Raw genomic sequence first — 16,931 nt, 5'->3', positions numbered from 1 at the left:
CCGCCCACCAGGGCGACCGAATGTGTTCTGCGCAAAGCGTTGACTAGAAAGCGCTTGCCCTCTACGTTCCGTTCAGCAGTGTGACCGCGTCGGACCACCCCACGCCTACACGGCCACTCTGTACGCCCATGGCGATCATCATGACGAACAACGGTCACGCACATGAACCGTCAAGCACCGTGAAGGGACGCACCCGCATGCGTACTCTCCCCCCACATACACACACGCAAAGATCAGTGTTAGCGGCCGGCGCGGTCGCTCTCGCGACGGTCGCCGTGCTGGCCGTCCCCCAGCCGGCCGGCGCCGCCGAGAACTCACCGATCGGCTTCGGCGCCGGCGCGACCGGCGGCGGCGGCGCCACGGCGGTCACGGTCTCGTCGTTGGCCGCCTTCAAGACGGCGGTGACCGGCAACTCGGCCAAGGTCGTCAAGGTCAACGGCCTGATCCCGCTGAGCGGTCAGGTCGACGTCGGCTCCAACACCACGGTCCTGGGCGTCGGTTCGTCGTCCGGGTTCACCGGGGGCGGGCTGCGCCTGAAGAAGGTCACGAACGTGGTGATCCGCAACCTGAACATCAGCAAGCCGCTCGCGCCGGCCGACGGCGTCACCGTCGAGGCGTCGACGAAGGTGTGGATCGACCACAACTCCTTCTCGGCCGACCGGGACCACGACAAGGACTACTACGACGGGCTGTTGGACATCAACCACGGCTCCGACAACGTCACGGTGTCCTGGAACACCTTCAAGGACCACTTCAAGGGCTCGCTCGCCGGTCACAGCGACAACAACGCGAGCGAGGACACCGGGCACCTGAAGGTGACGTACCACCACAACCAGTTCAGCAACGTCTACTCGCGCATCCCGAGCCTGCGTTTCGGCACCGGACACTTCTACGACAACTACGTCGTCGGCGCCGATACCGCCGTGCACTCCCGTATGGGCGCTCAGATGCTCGTGGAGAACAACGTCTTCCGTTCGACGAAGGTCGCGGTCACCACGAACCGCAGCAGTGACGTCGACGGATTCGCCAACCTGCGTGGCAACGACCTGGGTGGAGCCGCCACCGAGATCTCGCGGGTCGGCACCTTCACCACCGCTCCGTACAGCTACACCGCCGAGCCCGCCTCCTCCGTCGTCGCCTCGGTGACGAGCGGCGCGGGCACCGGAAAGCTCTGACCACCCCCGACACGGAAGAAGGATTCGGGACATGACTTCTTCGGCACATCCGCGCACCCGCGTGCGCCCGCTGACCGGCATGCTGGCCGCTCTCGGCTTAGCAGTTGGCATGATCATGACAGACGGCGCCCTCTCCACTCCGGCGAACGCCGCCACCTGGCCCACCGCGAACGGCAGCCAGGGCACCTCCGCCACCATCGCTGTGTCCGGCACCAAGGACTACGCGATGAAGCGGTTCTACGGCACCGGGGCCCTGGCCGGCGACGGCCAGGAGGAGGGACAGGACCCGATCTTCAGGCTCGCGAACGGCGCGGTGCTGAAGAACGTCATCCTCGGCGGCCCGGCCGCCGACGGCATCCACTGCGAGGGCAGCTGCACGCTGCAGAACGTCTGGTGGGAGGACGTCGGCGAGGACGCCGCCACCTTCCGGGGCGGCACGAGTGCCACCTACCACGTGATCGGTGGAGGCGCGAAGAAGGCCGCGGACAAGGTCTTCCAGCACAACGGCGGCGGCACGCTGAACATCTCCAACTTCGCCGTCCAGGAGTTCAAGACGCTCTACCGCTCCTGCGGTGACTGCTCCACGCAGTACACGCGGAAGGTCAACCTCAACACCATCGAGGTGACCGGGACAGGCACCACCGCCCGGCTCGTCGGCATCAACGTCAACCGCAACGACGTGGCCACCCTGCGCAACATCACGATCCTGAACGACTCCAGCCGGAAGGTCGTTCCCTGCCAGAAGTACAACAACAACACCGCTGTCGGAACAGGTCCCGACAGCACGAACTGCCTGTACAGCACCTCGGACGTCACCTACAGGTAGTCAGCCCCCTGGTGAAGGCGGCCGTACGAAGCGTCCCCGCACGGCGCTTCGCACGGCCGCCGTGTCATGCCCGGTGCCCGCGCGCCCACGCCGCCCCGGTGATCTCCCGCTGGTAGCCCGCGTACGCGGCGCGCAGATCCGCGCCCGGCCAGTCGGCGGGCAGGAGTTCGGGCGGCAGCACGGGGTCGGCGAGCAGGTGGCGCACGACGGCCGCGAAGGCGGTGAGGCGGCCGGCCGGCCGGTCCGCGCGGGCGACGTGGGCGAGCAGTGCCCGAGCCGTGCCGGACCAGGAGTCGAGCGGCCACAGGCTCGCCGCCAGTTCACGTGCGGGCCGATCAGGGCGGGCCACGTAGTGCTGGGCCACCTGGTCGAGGCCGCCGGGCAGCGGCCGGAGCAGGTTGTCGGGCCGGAGCCAGACGCCCTCGCGAAGCTCGGCGAGCCGGAGAGCGGCCAACCGGGAGCGCAGATCGGCGCGTTCGGCGGGGCCGCGACCCGTCGCGGTGATCACGACCATCTCCCAGTCACCGCCCCACGCGCGCGTGTGCGGGTGCACGGCGTCGTCCTGGCGGCGCTGGCGTTCCAGCAGCCGGTCGCTCAGGCGGTAGCCGCCGTCGGTGCGCCGCAGATCCCCCGCGGCCGTCATCCGGCTGAGCGCCGCCCGCAGGGTGGACCCGCCGACGCCGAACGGCTCCACTGCGCGCACGAGGTCCTTCGCCGCCAGCTCCGGTGGATGCACACCCAGCAGCAGGCTCAGGACGACCGACCGCGCGGACAGGGGGCGCAGGTCGGCCTCGCCGGGCTGCGCCGTCGCGTTCATCCGCATGGGCACGTACTTTACGGGCGGCCTTCATGTTGCACCATTGCTGCGACCGCAGCGAAAGTGCAACACTCCGCGTATGGTCCTCACACCCGAGCACGAGCGGCACGCCACGCACGACGTCACCAACCAGCCCCCTCCCCTGGCCCCCTATGACGCGTCCGAGGACACGGCCCTCCTCGAGGGGCTGCGCCGGGAGGGCGCCGGATGGGCCGAGGAGGGCATCCGGCGGCTCGGCCTCAGGGCCGGCAGCGTGCAGGCCCAGGAGTGGGCCGAACTGGCCAACCGCCATGAACCCGAGCTGCGGACGCACGACCGGTACGGCAACCGTGTCGACGAGGTCGACTTCCATCCCAGCTGGCACCACCTGATGCGGGTCGCGGTCGGCGAGGGGCTGGCGGGCGCGCCCTGGGCGGACGACCGGCCCGGAGCCCATGTCGCCCGTACCGCGGGCGGGCTGGTGTGGGGGCAGACGGACGCCGGCCACGGCTGTCCCACCTCGATGACGTACGCGGCGATTCCCGCGCTGCGCCGCCAGCCGGAACTCGCGAAGGTCTACGAACCGCTGCTGACCGGCCGCGCGTACGACCCGGAGCTCAGGGTGCCGGCCGAGAAGCGCGGGCTGCTGGCGGGCATGGGGATGACGGAGAAGCAGGGCGGCTCCGACGTCCGCACCAACACGACGGCGGCCACGCCCACCGCCGAACCGGGCGTGTACACGCTGCGCGGGCACAAGTGGTTCACGTCGGCGCCGATGTGCGACCTGTTCCTGGTGCTGGCGCAGGCCCCGGACGGACTGTCCTGCTTCCTCGTGCCACGGGTGCTGCCCGACGGGAGCCGCAACACGTTCCGCATCCAGCGGCTGAAGGACAAGCTGGGCAACCGGTCCAACGCCTCCTCCGAGCCCGAGTTCGACGGGACCGTCGCCTGGCTGGTCGGTCCCGAGGGGCAGGGCGTCAAGACGATCATCGAGATGGTCAACTGCACCCGCCTGGACTGCGTGATGATGTCGGCGACGCTCATGCGCAGGACGCTCGTCGAGGCGGGCCACCATGTGCGCCATCGCAGCGCGTTCGGCGCGCGGCTCGTCGACCAGCCGCTGATGCGCAACGTCCTGGGCGACCTCGCGCTGGAGTCGGAGGCGGCGACGACGCTCGCCCTGCGGCTGGCCGGCGCGGCCGACCGGGCGGTGCGCGGGAACGCCGACGAGGCGGCGTTCCGCCGGATCGCGACCGCCGTCGGCAAGTACTGGGTCACCAAGCGGGGCCCTGCCTTCACCGCGGAGGCCCTGGAGTGCCTAGGCGGCAACGGGTACGTCGAGGAGTCGGGCATGCCCCGCCACTACCGCGAGGCTCCCCTGCTGTCGATCTGGGAGGGCTCGGGGAACGTCAACGCACTGGACGTACTGAGGGCGTTGCGGCGCGAGTCCCGCAGCGCTCAGGCCCTCTTCGCCGAACTCGCCTCGGCCCAGGGCGCGGACGCCCGCCTGGACGCGGCGGTGACGCGGCTGAAAGGACGGATGGCGCAGACCTCCGAGGCCGGTGCGCGGCGGCTGGTGGAGCTGATGGCCCTGACGCTGCAGGCCTCACTCCTGGTCCGGCACGCCCCGCCCGCCGTCGCCGACGCCTTCTGCGCGAGCCGGCTCGGAGGCGACTGGGGGCACGCCTTCGGCACGCTCCCCGACGCCGCCGACCTGGACGCCGTCCTCGCCCGAGCGCTGCCCGACGGCGGCTGAAACGCCGCCCGCAGGGGCCTTCTCGGCCGGTTCGCACACAGTAGCCCCGCGATTCCGCTTCGTTGTCAGTGCCGTGGTGCAGACTCACGATCAGTGGGGACTTCGCCTGGGGAGGACAACGTGTTCACGGGGATCGACGAGGTCGACTGGGCGTCACTGCAGCATGCGTACGGCAGTGCGGAGGACGTGCCCGGTTGGCTACTGGGGCTCGCCTCGGCGGACCCGGCCGAACGGGAGGCCGCGCTGGACCGGATGTACGGCACGGTGCACCCCCAGGGAGACGTGTACGACTCGACGCTGGCCTGCGTTCCGTTTCTGTTCGCGCTCGCCGGAAACGCGGAGGTGCCGGACCGGGGCGGCATCGTCGAACTCCTGGTGAGCATCGGACAGGAGAGCGGGGAACGGGGAACGGGCGGTCCCGCCGAGTCGGCCGGTCGCGCGGTCCGCGCCCGCGCCGAGGTCTTCGCCGGCCTGAGCGGGGACGCCGACGCGGCGGTGCGCGGGGCCGCCGTGGGCGCTGTCGTGCGGTTCGTCGGCGAGCCGGACCGGGTGCTGGACCTGCTGCGGGAACGGATCACCGTGGAGCGGGACGACCGGGTGCTGATCGCCCTGGCGGAGAGCCTGGGCCGGTTCGTACGACGGCACCCCGGTCACTCCGCCGAGGCGCTGGAGCTGCTGGTCGCGCAGAGCGCGGCGCCCTGCGGACCCGCCGTACGGCTCGCCGCGCTCGGCCGGCTGGCGGAATGCGCCCCCGACCGGCTGCCGTCCGACCTGGTCCCCCTCGCCGTCCGGCTGCTCGGAGAGAGGTCCGCGGCGCGCATCTCGCGGCCGGAGGAGTCAGAGGCTCCCGGCACGGACACGCTCGTCGGCCGGCTGCGTCGGCTGCGGCCCTCGGACGAGGAGGGCTCGCAGTTGGTGCGCACCCTCCACAGGGCGCTCAACGACCGGGTGGACGACCGGATCGCCCTCCTGGAAGGGCAGTTGACCTGCCCGGATGCTACCGACCGGTGCAACGCCGTGTGGATGTCGGCGGCGCTGATGCGCGAGTGGCGGGCGGACTGCGCGAGGCTCGTCACGCTGATCGGGGCTCAACTGGGTGCCGCCCAGGACCGGTTGCGCGATGCCGCGGTGTTCGTCCTCACGGACCTCTGCGAACTGGCCGTCCCCGCCGCCGAAGACCTCGCCGCGCTGGTGTCCGACCGGCCTGACCTGTGGGTACGGCGGTGGGGGCAGGAGGTGCCGATGCTCGGCGGTCCGCTCAAGGCCCTCGCCCTCAGCGGTGATCCGCGGGCGGTGCCGGTGCTGGCCGAGGTGTTGGCCGGGCCGGTCGTGCCCGGTGATCTGGGGCAGACGGTCCGCCATCTGGGGCGGGCCGTGGCGCCGTTGGTGCCCGTGGTGCGGCGCGGGCTCGCGGAGATACCCCTGGACTCGCCTGAGACGTCCGCCCGTGCCGTGCCACTGCTGTCGGTGCTCGGCGCACTGGGGGACACCCACTCGGGTGACCCGTCCGGAGGCGCCCAGGAGGCCTTGCCGGACGTGCTGCGGCTGGTGCGGGGATCGCTTCTCGGGCCGCGGTCGGGTGACGCCTGCGTCGAGGCCGCGGCCCGGGCGGTGGGCATGTTCGGGTCCGCCGCGCGGGAGGCGGGGCCGCTGCTGCGGGGGCTGCTGAACACCGAGTACGCGAGCGGGGCGGCGCGTGCGCTGTGGGAGGTGGAGGGGGACGCGACGGCCGTGCTGCCTGTCCTGCTGGGGGATTTGACGGGCGCGGAGCCTCGTCGTCGCCGGTCGGCCGTGGGGGCGCTGTCGCGCATGGGTGCGCAGGCGCGCCCCGCGGTGCCGGCGCTGCGGTCTCTGATGAAGTCCGGTCACCCGTGGGAGCGGGCCACGGCCGCGTGTGCCCTGTGGCGGATCGACGGGGACCCCGAGACCGTCCTTCCCACGCTGCGAACGGCCTGGGCGGAGAGCCCGGACACGCGTGGCACGATCGCCGAGTGCCTCGTCGGGACGGGTCGGGCCGGGGCGCCCCTGCGTGACCTGATGGAGGCCGAGCTGGCCGGGCGGCGGCGCCATCTGGCGCTGCCCGGACGCTGTGGCAGTGACGACATCCGGAAGGACGAGCGGTTGCTGAGGTTGTGCCGCGCGGCGCCGGCCCACGGATAGGCAGGCGGGGTGGACCCTCGCTGTGCGGTGGAGATCATTCACGCCGCGTCGGTGCGCTCGGCCCACCGCCGCGGTGACCGCGCCCGCTCCTCGGCCGACGCCTGCCGACCGGGATGGACCGCGGCCTCAACGGTGTCCGGCACACCGGGCACACTGACGGTCGGGGGCGCCGCGTGGTGCCCGCGTCCTCGGCCCACCGCACCTGGCAGTGCAGCGCCTTCTCGGCCCGGTCGGCAGAGCCCCCGCGGGCGTGTCATGGGCACGTCGACCCGGCGTCATAGGCACGCGACCCGAGCGGGTCAGCCCGTCGTACGCCCCCACAGCGGGCCGAGCAGCGCCCACTCCGCGTCCCACCGCTCCATGCGCCGGCGCTCCAGGCGGCCGCACACCACCCGTCCGCAGACGAAGGGGACGCCCCCGGCGCTCACCCCGATCAGGCCGCCGATCAGCGCGGCACGCAACCGCGCCTGGGACTCGGTGGCCGGCTTCGTGACCAGGCGGCCCTCCGGATCCGTCCACACCGTGACCGGGGCCCCGAACGTACTGCCGGGCGGGACCCGGACCTGGCCAGTGTGCGCGGAGCCGTCCGCCGTAAGCCAGCGCACCTCGGCCCACACCCGCTCGCCGGACGACGTCTCGGAGGACGCGTCGGAGGTTCCGGGCGCCTGCTCGGTGAGGTGGGCCGCGACGGGCCGCCACTCGGCGCGCTCCCGGGCCAGTTCGTGCTCGACGGACCAGGTCACCGCCAGGCCCGCGAGTACTCCGGCGAGGGCGGTGAGCACCCAGGCGCCGAGCACCACCCAGGCCTCCAGCACGTCGGCCCCGCGTTTGAGCGGATTGCGCCGCCAGCGCCACAGCCACACCCTCGGACCACGGAACGCCATCGAAGGCATCCTCCTCATCAGCGCCAGAAGTGAGCGCACGAACACGCCGTACCGCACTCGCACTCCCATACGGGAGACGCCCCTTCTATGCTCACGCCAAGTTCTCCGCTCTGCCCGTCCACGGGTCCCCCGACGGGGCGGAATCCGCCCGAAACGAACCCATGGACCTCCCCGGCGAGCTACCCTCGCCGCGCTGACCTGCGGTGAAGCCTTTCCGGGGGTGACTGTCAGTGGTGGGGTGCAGACTGGCGGGTGTCTGAGACGAAGACGTCGCGGAGGTGACCGGCATGACCGAGGTACTGCTCGCCGTGGGCACACGAAAAGGCCTGTTCATCGGACGCAGGCGGGGTGGCGCCTGGGAGTTCGACGAGAGCCCCTACTTCAACGCGCAGGCCGTGTACTCGGTCGCCATCGACACACGGGGCGAGCGTCCGCGGCTGCTGGCCGGCGGCGACAGCGCGCACTGGGGGCCGTCCGTGTTCCACTCCGACGATTTGGGCCGGACCTGGACCGAGCCGTCGCAGCCGGCCGTCAAGTTCCCGCAGGACACGGACGCTTCGCTGGAGCGCGTCTGGCAGCTGCACCCGGCGGCGGCCGAGCCGGACGTGGTGTACGCGGGCACGGAACCGGCCGCGCTGTACCGCTCCGAGGACCGCGGCGAGAGCTTCGAGCTGGTCCGCCCGCTGTGGGAGCACCCCACGCGGTCCAAGTGGGTGCCGGGCGGCGGCGGTGAGGGTCTGCACACCGTGCTCACCGACAAGCGGGATCCGCGCGCGGTGACGGTGGCCGTTTCGACGGCGGGCGTGTTCCGTACGAAGGACGGCGGCGCGAGCTGGGAGCCGTCGAACTCCGGCGTCTCCGCGGTGTTCCTCCCGGACCCGAACCCGGAGTTCGGCCAGTGCGTACACAAGATCGCCCAGGACCCGGCGACCCCGGACCGGCTGTATCTGCAGAACCACTGGGGGGTGTACCGCAGCGACGACGCGGGCGCGCACTGGACGGACATCGGCGAGGGCCTGCCGTCCACGTTCGGCTTCGCGGTGGCCGCCCACCCCCGCCGCGGCGACACGGCGTACGTGTTCCCGATCACCGCGGACGCCGACCGGGTGCCCGCCGACCGGCGCTGCCGGGTCTTCCGCACGGCCGACGCGGGCAAGAGCTGGGAGCCGCTCACCGCGGGCCTGCCCCATGAGGACCACTACGGCACGGTCCTGCGGGACGCCATGTGCACGGACGACTCCGACCCGGCGGGCGTGTACTTCGGCAACCGCAACGGCGAGGTGTTCGCGTCGGCGGACGACGGCGACAGCTGGCGGCAGTTGGCCTCGCACCTGCCGGACGTGCTGTGCGTGCGGGCCGCGGTCGTCGGATGAACAGGAGTCGGTTACCGAAGGGCCTTGGCCACTGGTTGATCTCCGCCGCCTGTACGGCAGTAGGGTGACGCCCGTGGCTCCACGACCCCTGCATGAAATCGTCGAACCGGGCTGGGCGCAGGCCCTCGAACCCGTCGCCGGGCGGATCGCCGACATGGGCGGCTTCCTGCGCGCGGAGATCGCCGCGGGACGCACCTACCTCCCGGCCGGACCGAACGTCCTGCGGGCCTTCCAGCAGCCCTTCGACGAGGTGAGGGTCCTGATCGTCGGACAGGACCCCTATCCGACGCCGGGACACGCGGTGGGTCTGTCGTTCTCGGTCGCGCCGGACGTCCGTCCGCTGCCCGGCAGCCTGATCAACATCTTCCGCGAGCTGAACACCGACCTGGGGCTGCCGCAGCCGTCCAACGGTGATCTGACGCCATGGACCCAGCAGGGCGTGCTGCTGCTCAACAGGGCGCTCACCACGGCGCCGCGCAGTCCGGGGGCACACCGCGGGAAGGGCTGGGAGGAGGTCACCGAGCAGGCGATACGCGCCCTGGCGGCGCGCGGCAAGCCGCTCGTGTCGATCCTGTGGGGCCGCGACGCCCGCAATCTGCGTCCGCTGCTCGGCAGCCTGCCGTCGGTGGAGTCCTCACATCCCTCGCCGATGTCGGCCGACCGCGGCTTCTTCGGTTCCCGTCCCTTCAGCCGGGCCAACGACCTGCTGGTCGGGCTGGGCGGACAGCCGGTGGACTGGCGCCTGCCGTGACCGGTGCGGGGGACGGGTTCCTCGCCGTCGACTCCGGCGGCTCCGGCCTCCGCGTCGTCGTCGGTGCCCCCGGCCGCGGTCCGCTCGTCCAGCGGGAGTCCCGGGTACCGGTGCGCACGGGTGACCGGGGAATCGATCCCGGGCACTTCATGGAGCAACTGGCGCCCATGGTGCGTGCGCTGACCGTCGAGACGGGCGTCGCCGGGCTCAGCACGGCGGTCGTCGGCGCCGCCGGGATCGCCACCCTCGGCGAGGCGATGCGCGCCGAACTCCCGAGCGCCCTGGCGCGGGAGTTCGGGGTCCGCAGGACCGCCCTCGTCGCCGATGCCGTCACCGCCTACACCGGTGCCCTCGGTCCGCACGCCGGGGCGGTCGTCGCCGCCGGTACCGGACTGATCGCGATCGGCACCGACCTCGCGCGCTGGCGTCGCGCGGACGGCTGGGGCCATCTCCTGGGTGACTGCGGCGGTGGCGCCTGGATCGGCCGGGCCGGGCTGGAGGCGGCACTGCGCGCTCACGACGGGCGGGACGGCGGCTCCGCACGGCTGCTGGCGTGCGCCGAGGAGCTGTTCGGCCCGATGCCGGAGCTGCCCGGCAAGCTGTATCCGCGCCCCGACCGCCCCGCCGTCCTCGCCTCGTTCGCGCCCCAGGTGTCCGCGTGCGCCGCCGACGACCCAATCGCCGCGGACATCCTGCGGTCCGCGGCCCGGCACATGGCCGACTCCGCGGCCGCCGTCTGCCCGTCGGCCGGACAGCCCCGAGTGGCGCTCACCGGCGGCCTGTTCAAGTTGGGCGCCCCTCTCGTCGTACCGCTGGAGGAGGAGCTGGCGAAGCGGTTGCCGCACGCGCGGCGGGTGGCGGCCGAGGGCGATCCGCTGCACGGCTCGGTGCGTATCGCGACCGACCTGGCCGCGGGTTCGCTCACTCTGCCGGGTGACGAGAGAATGCTGTACGTGGTGACCGTGAAGGGTGATTGATCCCATCGCGCCACAGGTGTCCGACAAGTAACGCTTCGCTCCCGGGGACTTGTGCCCGGCCGCCGCGAAACCCGATGAACACTTCTGATCCGTACGTAACTCATCAGACAAAACCGGACGGATACCGCTCACCTGCACCCTCCCCGAACAGGGGAGCCCAGGAAGCCAGTAACATGCGACGCCATGAGCTCCCCCACTGGGCCCGCGTCCGGCCTGCCAGTACGAATGCCGCGACCTCGCCAGCCCGGGCGGCACCGCCGACCCGAGCCGCTGGCGGCTCCCGAGGGCGCGCCCGCGCTCGTGCTCGCGGTGCCGGGCACCCCGGGCATCGCCACGCGCAGTCTCGCCGACGAGGTCGTGAGCATCGCGCGCTCCGAGCTGCCCGGTCTGGACGCCCGGATCGGGTACCTCGACGGGGACGACGCGGAGTTCCCCACGCTGCAGGCCGTGCTGGTGCACGCCGCCGAGGAGCGCGCCGCCCGCTACGAGCAGGCCAAGGCCGCCGGTGTGGACGTCCGTGAGCCGGAAGGCCCCGTGGCCGTCGTCGTGCCGCTGCTCGCCGGCCCGGACAGCGCGTTGCTGCGCCGGATCCGTCAGGCCGTGATGGACAGCCGGATCGCGGCCGACCTGACCGACGTGCTGGGCCCGCACCCGCTGCTCGCCGAGGCACTGCACGTGCGCCTGTCGGAGGCCGGCCTGGCCCGCGCCGACCGTGCCCGTCTGTTCACGGTGGCGACCGCCGCGGACGGCATCATCCTGGCCTCGGTGGGCGGTGACGAGGCCGTGCAGGCCGCCGGGATCACCGGCATGCTGCTCGCCGCGCGCCTGGCCGTGCCGGTGATGGCCGCGGCGCTGGACCAGGAGGGCTCGATCGCCTCCGTCGCAGAGCAGCTGCGGTCCTCGGGCTCGCAGCAGCTGGCGCTGGCGCCGTACCTGATAGGGCCGGAGATCGACCCGGGGCTGGTCGCGGAGGCGGCCAGGGAGGCGGACTGCTCCGCCGCCGACGCGCTCGGCCCGTACCCGGCCATCGGCAAGCTGGCCCTGGCGAAGTACACGACCGCGCTGGGCATCGCCCCGCAGCAGCCGCAGGGCGCGCCGGTCCGCTGACGCGCACGGCACGACGGTACGGCGAAGGGCCCGCTCCACACACGGGGAGCGGGCCCTCGCCGCGTCCGGGACCGGAGGTGGCCGGTGCCACGGCGGGCTCCGGCGGCGGCCTCGGGCTCAGCCGACGACCACGCAGGACGCCGCGGGGACCTCGACCGAGCCGCCGCGGCACGGCAGACCCGTCTCCGGGTCGACGGCGAACCAGGACACGTCGCCGGAGCGCTCGTTCGCGGCGTACAGGAAGCCGCCCGAGGCGGTGATCGCCCGCGGCCAGCGGCCACCGCAGGGCACCGTGCCGATCAGCCGCAGGCCCCCACCGTCGCCCTCGACGGCGAACGTGGACAGGACGTCCTCGCCCCGGGTGGCGGTCCACACGAAGCGGCCGTCGGGCGAGACGGCGATGCCCGACGGGTAGGCGTCGCCGCTCGGAGAGCCGGGCAGGATCGCCGTCTCCACCAGCGGTTTCAGCGTGCCGTCCGCGGCCTCCCAGCGGCAGACGGTGACGGTCGGGGTGAGTTCGTTGACGACGTAGGCGTACGAGCCGTCGGGGTGGAAGGCGAGGTGGCGCGGCCCCGAGCCGGGCCGCAGGGCGGTCTCCCGGTGCAGGACGGGAGCGCCCCCGGTCAGGGTGCACACGCGCACGGAGTCGGTGCCGAGGTCGACGCTGACGGTCCAGCGGCCGCTCGGGTCGGGCTGCACCTGGTGCGCGTGCGGTCCGTGCTGGCGAGGCGTGTGCGGGCCCGAGCCGGTGTGCCGGAGCACGCCGGACGGCGCGTCCGCGAGGCTTCCGTCGGGGCGGACGGGCACGGCGGTGACGCTGCCGGAGCCGTAGTCGGCGGTCAGGACGTGGCCGCCGTGGACGGTGAGGTGGGTGGGCCCGTTCGCGCCGGTCGGCACGGGCCGGCCGGCCGGTTCGGGCTTGTCGCCCTGCACGCGGTACGCGGCCACCGCGCCCTCGGCCGTCTCACTGACCGCATACAACATGTCCCCGTCCGGCGACAGGGCCAGGTACGACGGGTCGGGAAGGCCGTCCAGGCTGCTCAGGACGGTGAGTGCGCCGGTGGACGCGTCCACGTCCGCCGTCACGATCCCGGGGCCTCCGGCCGCCGTGAAGGACCCGATGAAGGCCCGCTGTCTCCGCCTGCCGCCGACTGCCACCGCGGTCCCCTCTCGGTCCGGTGCCGTTCCGGGTGACGGTAGCAGCCGATCACGCAAGGTCTAGACCAAAAGAGTGGAATTCGTCGGACCGCGCCGGGGCCGGGCCCTCAGGCGCCCACCAGCGGCGACCGCGACGGCTTCCGCAGGGGCGCGGCGAGTTCCGCGAGGGCGCGCTCCAGGCCGTGCAGGTGGGCCAGTGCGGGTTCCCCGGCGGGCGGCCGGGGCGCGGGCACCGTGATGTGGTCGCGCGCGCCCGCGCCGAGCCCGTCGCCGACGAGCGCCTCCACCGCGGCCTCGACGCGCCAGCAGGCCGCTGCGAGGCGGGCGTCGTGCGAGGCCTCCGGGTCGGCGGCCACGGCGACCAGACCCCGGATCTCGCGGGCGCAGTCGTCGAGCAGGGACAGCACCCGGCGGGCGCGCCGCTTGCGGCCGAGCATCGGGTTGAGCGGGTGGACGAGCGGGGCGACCGACAGCCGTACCCGGCCGAGCAGCTGCTCCAGTTCGGCCACCCGGGACACCGGGTCGGCGCTCGTCGAACCCGCCAGGCGGGTGGCGGCCTCCGCGGTGCACGCGTGGACGCACCGCAGCGCGCGCTGGATCCAGGCGTCGGTGACGGTGTGGGTGGTGACCGGCAGCACGAAGAGCACCGCCAGCGCGGCACACAACGCGCCGACACCGGTCTCTGCCAGACGGAGCCCGAGCAGGCTGGGGTCCAGCACGCCCAGCAGGCCGTACAGCAAGCTGACCATGACCGTCACTGCCAGCATCATCCATGAATAGGACACGGCGGCGGTGTAGAAGATGCCGAAAACACAGGCGGCGACCAGGGCGGCCGTCGGTGCGGGCGCGCCGTGCAGCGGGATGGCGACCAGCAGGCCGACGGCGATACCGATCACAGTTCCGACGACCCGACGGAAGCCGCGCACCAGGGTTTCGCCGCGAGAAGCCGTATTGACGAAGATCCACCAGGCGGTACCGACAGCCCAGTACCAGCGCTCTTCGGACAGCACCTGCCCGACCAGAAGCGCGAGAGCCGAGGCAGCAGTGGCCTGGAAGGCCTGCCGGGTGGTGGACCGTGCCAATCCGCTGCCGGCCAGGGCCGGCGGGGCTCCCGCCGGTGAGGTACCACGCTCGATGGGCCAGAGCACGAAGCGCGTGGCGCCGGCCGCGAAGATGGCAAGACCTACGGCGGTGTACAGCTCGGGCAGCTGAGCGGGAGCCGCGTGCAGGAACTGCGTGATGAAGAAGTTCATGAACGCGAAGATCCCGAGCGCGTGGCCCCGCGGCCCCCAGCGGCGGGCATAGACCCCGCAGAAGACGACGGCCAGGAACGCGGCGTCACGGGCCGGGGTGATGCCGTGCAGTGCGGTGGCAAGCGCCAGCACGGGCAATCCGGCGATGGGAAGCAGGACGGTGGTGACCCGCTGGTCATGGACGGTCGCATCGGTGACCGTGAAGAGGGCGAGCAGTGCCGCGAGCCCTCCGGTGATCGATGCGGTGAGCGACAGCCCGCAGAGTTCGGAAACGGCGACGGCGGCGGCGACACCGATGACAGCGCGGATCGCGTTCCGCAGCCTCGAGCGCCCCGGGTCCGGAGCCACGAACATCCTCTTCACGGCGGTGCGCCGCCCCCTCGCGGTGGTATGCGTCCCGCCCACGGTCGTCCCGGGTGGCGGACAACAAGCAGGCACGACGACGGCGCCGCGGTCCGGACCCGGCCTCGTCGCCGTCCGGCGCTACGCGGCGCCCCAAGTACATGGATATGGCAAAGATAACCAGCTCGGGACCCAATGGCTCAACTGTCGCCCCATTGGCTGTGCCAATGGCACAGCCAATCGGCGTCGACGTCGACCGGTGGGAGGCCAATGGATCAGACTTCACCCACGGCCCTGGGCAGCACCTGACCTACTCCACCGGACTCCGGCAGCCACGCGCCACGCCCGTCTGCGATCACACGGCGTCAGCTCGGCCTGAGGATGACCGCCTGACCGCCCGCACTGGTCATCACCATGCTCAGAGTCGACGAGGAGGTGACCGTCCGGTCGCTGACCACGGTGGGCGTGGCACGCGGGACGGTTCCCGCCGTTCCGTCCGCGTAGATGGTGGCGGTGTAGCTGACGCCGCCGTCGAGGAAGTCCAGCGGGACCGTCAGGGTGCGGGCGGTCTCGTTGGTCATCGCGCCGAGGAACCAGGTGGTGCCGCTGCGGCGGGCCACCGCAACGTACTCGCCGATCACCCCGGCGAGGGTCCTGCTCTCGTCCCACGTGGTGGGGACCGCGTCGAACCACGACAGTCCGGGCCAGTTGGCGGTGGTGACGTAGGACGACGGTGTGGAGTACCAGTAGAGGAAGTTGAGGGGCTGGTAGTACACCGCCGCCATCGCCAACTGGTGGTTGTTGGTCGTCAGGTTGCGGGACTGCCCGTAGCAGATGGTGTAGTCCATCGGGCCACCGACGTTGCGGGCGAAGGGCAGGGTCACGTTGTGGGTGGCGGTGGGGAACTGCTCGTTGCCCCGGACGCCCTCCAGACTGATCCAGTTGGGGTAGGTACGCTCGTAGCCGAACGGCCGCACGTTGTCGTGCATGTCGATCAGGAGGTTGTACTTGGCGGCGGTCCTGGCCCAGGCGATGATCTGGTTGGTCATGGTCTGGGTGCCGTCGTTGATGAAGCCGAGCTTGATTCCGGCCACGCCCCAGCTCTTGTAGAGGGCGAACAGGGTGTCGGGGTCGGTCAGGGCCAGACGGTTGACGTAGAGGAAGACGCCGATGCCGTTCGACGTGGCATGGTTGATCACCATGGGCAGGTCGATCTCCGGGATCGCCGCGGTCGCGTTGGTGGTCGTGAACTCCGGCCCGTACCATCCCGCGTCGTACTCGATGTAGTCCAGGCTGCGGGCGACGGCGAAGTCCACGCCGGCGATTCCCGCGGCGGTGGTCAGGTTGCAGCGGAAGACCTTGCCGGGCCGGATCCACGTCGTGTCGGTCAGGACGTTGGCCGGGGCCAGGTTCAGCACCAGGTCCGCGTTGTCGACCAGGTCGGTGTCGGAGGATCCGAGGACGAGCACCCGCCACGGGGTGGCGAACGGCGTGGTGACGGTGGACGTGGTCTGCACCGGCCCGCTCCCCCGGGCTGTCTTCTTCAGCAGGTAGGTCTTGAGTGTGTTGCTCTGCCCGGCGACCGAACTGAGCATCGCTCGGGGGTAGTTGACTCGGGAGGACTCACAGACGCAGGCGCGCAGCCCGCTGTTCAGGGTGACCAGCAGCGGCAGGTCGGTCAGAGGGCCGACGTCCGTGCCGGACGTGCCGGTGGAGGGGATCGCGTCCGGCGCGACGGCGCTGTACACGTTCTCGTCCCGGGCGCTGTGGACCAGAGTGCTGCCGGGGAACACGAAACCGGTCAGCTCGTCCGAGATGGTGGCGCTCCCGGTGTCGAGCAGCGTGTAGCGCAGCGCGACTCCGGTGTTGTAGGCGCGTATCTGGATGCCGAAAAAGACGCCGCTGCCGGTGTCCTGCAGCTTCCAGCGCATTTCCTGGTAGTGGTCGCGGATCGTCGCGTTGCGGCCGTACACCGGGGACCAGGTGCTGTCCTTGGTCCAGTGCTGGTAGGTCGTCATCACGGTGCCGGCGGTGCCCAGTGTGGTGCCGTCGCTCATCGCGAGTCCGAGCACCGAGGTGTCGATGACCGTCGTGCCGGCGCGCTTGACCGACCAGGAGAGCGCTCCGCCGGCCAGCGACACCGTGATCTTGTTGCTGCCGTCCGGTGACGTGGCGGTCATGGCGGCGTCGGCCGCGTGGGCCTCGCCCATGCCGACGAGGCCCAGTGAGGCGGCCCCCACCGTGACCGCCGCTCCCTTGAGGACTCCTCGCCGGGACAGCGCCCCCAGGCGGGCAGCTTCATGCAGGCCGAGCTGTTCCCGACTCTGTTCCCGACGTCGTGACGTTTCCATGATTGGTACATCTCTCCCTTGA

13 protein-coding genes are annotated in these 16,931 nt (G+C 72.0%); 8 read left to right on the top strand and 5 right to left on the bottom strand.

Going from position 1 to position 16,931, the window contains the following annotated elements; genetic code table 11:
- The first annotated feature begins 197 nt into the window (after positions 1 to 197).
- A complete protein-coding gene (locus tag KUM49_RS20360) occupies positions 198 to 1,175 on the top strand; it encodes a polysaccharide lyase family 1 protein (protein WP_217238319.1) in 978 nt (325 codons plus the stop codon).
- 31 nt (positions 1,176 to 1,206) lie between these two features.
- Positions 1,207 to 2,001 carry a pectate lyase gene (locus KUM49_RS20355; RefSeq protein WP_217238318.1) on the top strand — a complete coding sequence of 265 codons (795 nt, stop codon included), beginning with the start codon at positions 1,207 to 1,209 and terminating at the stop codon, positions 1,999 to 2,001.
- Positions 2,002 to 2,065: 64 nt separating this feature from the next.
- Here KUM49_RS20355 and KUM49_RS20350 read toward each other — a convergent pair whose 3' ends face one another.
- Entirely contained in the window at positions 2,066 to 2,824 is a 759-nt protein-coding gene (locus tag KUM49_RS20350) for a PaaX family transcriptional regulator C-terminal domain-containing protein (RefSeq protein WP_217238317.1), read from the bottom strand.
- A gap of 73 nt (positions 2,825 to 2,897) precedes the next feature.
- Here KUM49_RS20350 and KUM49_RS20345 point away from each other — a divergent pair, with 73 nt between their 5' ends.
- Complete coding sequence (locus KUM49_RS20345; RefSeq protein ID WP_217238316.1) at positions 2,898 to 4,553, top strand: acyl-CoA dehydrogenase family protein; 1,656 nt, start codon at positions 2,898 to 2,900, stop codon at positions 4,551 to 4,553.
- Positions 4,554 to 4,673: 120 nt separating this feature from the next.
- Positions 4,674 to 6,713 (top strand): HEAT repeat domain-containing protein, encoded by a 2,040-nt coding sequence (locus tag KUM49_RS20340; RefSeq protein WP_217238315.1) that lies wholly within the window; start codon positions 4,674 to 4,676, stop codon positions 6,711 to 6,713.
- Positions 6,714 to 7,012: 299 nt separating this feature from the next.
- On the opposite strand, the gene KUM49_RS20335 is transcribed toward KUM49_RS20340, so the two are convergent.
- Positions 7,013 to 7,597, bottom strand: a complete 585-nt coding sequence (locus KUM49_RS20335; protein WP_217238314.1) for a hypothetical protein — start codon at positions 7,595 to 7,597, stop codon at positions 7,013 to 7,015.
- Between the two features lie 287 nt (positions 7,598 to 7,884).
- Here KUM49_RS20335 and KUM49_RS20330 point away from each other — a divergent pair, with 287 nt between their 5' ends.
- From KUM49_RS20330 to KUM49_RS20315, 4 genes are all read left to right on the top strand, one after another.
- Positions 7,885 to 8,970, top strand: a complete 1,086-nt coding sequence (locus KUM49_RS20330) for a sialidase family protein (RefSeq protein ID WP_217238313.1) — start codon at positions 7,885 to 7,887, stop codon at positions 8,968 to 8,970.
- Between the two features lie 73 nt (positions 8,971 to 9,043).
- Positions 9,044 to 9,721, top strand: a complete 678-nt coding sequence (locus KUM49_RS20325) for a uracil-DNA glycosylase (protein ID WP_217238312.1) — start codon at positions 9,044 to 9,046, stop codon at positions 9,719 to 9,721.
- Positions 9,718 to 10,698, top strand: a complete 981-nt coding sequence (locus KUM49_RS20320; RefSeq protein WP_217238311.1) for a BadF/BadG/BcrA/BcrD ATPase family protein — start codon at positions 9,718 to 9,720, stop codon at positions 10,696 to 10,698. The genes KUM49_RS20325 and KUM49_RS20320 overlap by 4 nt, the downstream gene beginning before the upstream one ends.
- A gap of 183 nt (positions 10,699 to 10,881) precedes the next feature.
- The gene (locus KUM49_RS20315) at positions 10,882 to 11,805 is read left to right on the top strand and encodes a sirohydrochlorin chelatase (protein ID WP_217238310.1); all 924 of its coding nucleotides are present in this window, start codon (positions 10,882 to 10,884) and stop codon (positions 11,803 to 11,805) included.
- Between the two features lie 117 nt (positions 11,806 to 11,922).
- Here the strand turns inward: KUM49_RS20315 and KUM49_RS20310 are convergent, their stop codons facing one another.
- The 3 genes from KUM49_RS20310 to KUM49_RS20300 form a co-directional block, all read right to left on the bottom strand.
- Positions 11,923 to 12,963: a lactonase family protein gene (locus KUM49_RS20310; protein WP_217238309.1), complete on the bottom strand. Its 1,041-nt coding sequence runs from the start codon at positions 12,961 to 12,963 to the stop codon at positions 11,923 to 11,925.
- A 107-nt stretch (positions 12,964 to 13,070) separates the two neighbouring features.
- Entirely contained in the window at positions 13,071 to 14,570 is a 1,500-nt protein-coding gene (locus KUM49_RS20305; RefSeq protein ID WP_217238308.1) for an FUSC family protein, read from the bottom strand.
- 353 nt (positions 14,571 to 14,923) lie between these two features.
- Positions 14,924 to 16,909 carry a glycoside hydrolase family 97 protein gene (locus KUM49_RS20300; RefSeq protein ID WP_217238307.1) on the bottom strand — a complete coding sequence of 662 codons (1,986 nt, stop codon included), beginning with the start codon at positions 16,907 to 16,909 and terminating at the stop codon, positions 14,924 to 14,926.
- Positions 16,910 to 16,931 lie beyond the last annotated feature (22 nt).

Source organism: Streptomyces sp. AC555_RSS877, assembly GCF_019049245.1.
In the GTDB taxonomy this organism is placed as follows: Bacteria; Actinomycetota; Actinomycetes; order Streptomycetales; family Streptomycetaceae; genus Streptomyces.
Note: the sequence above shows the minus strand (reverse complement) of the source record. Positions and strands in the feature narration are given on the sequence as shown.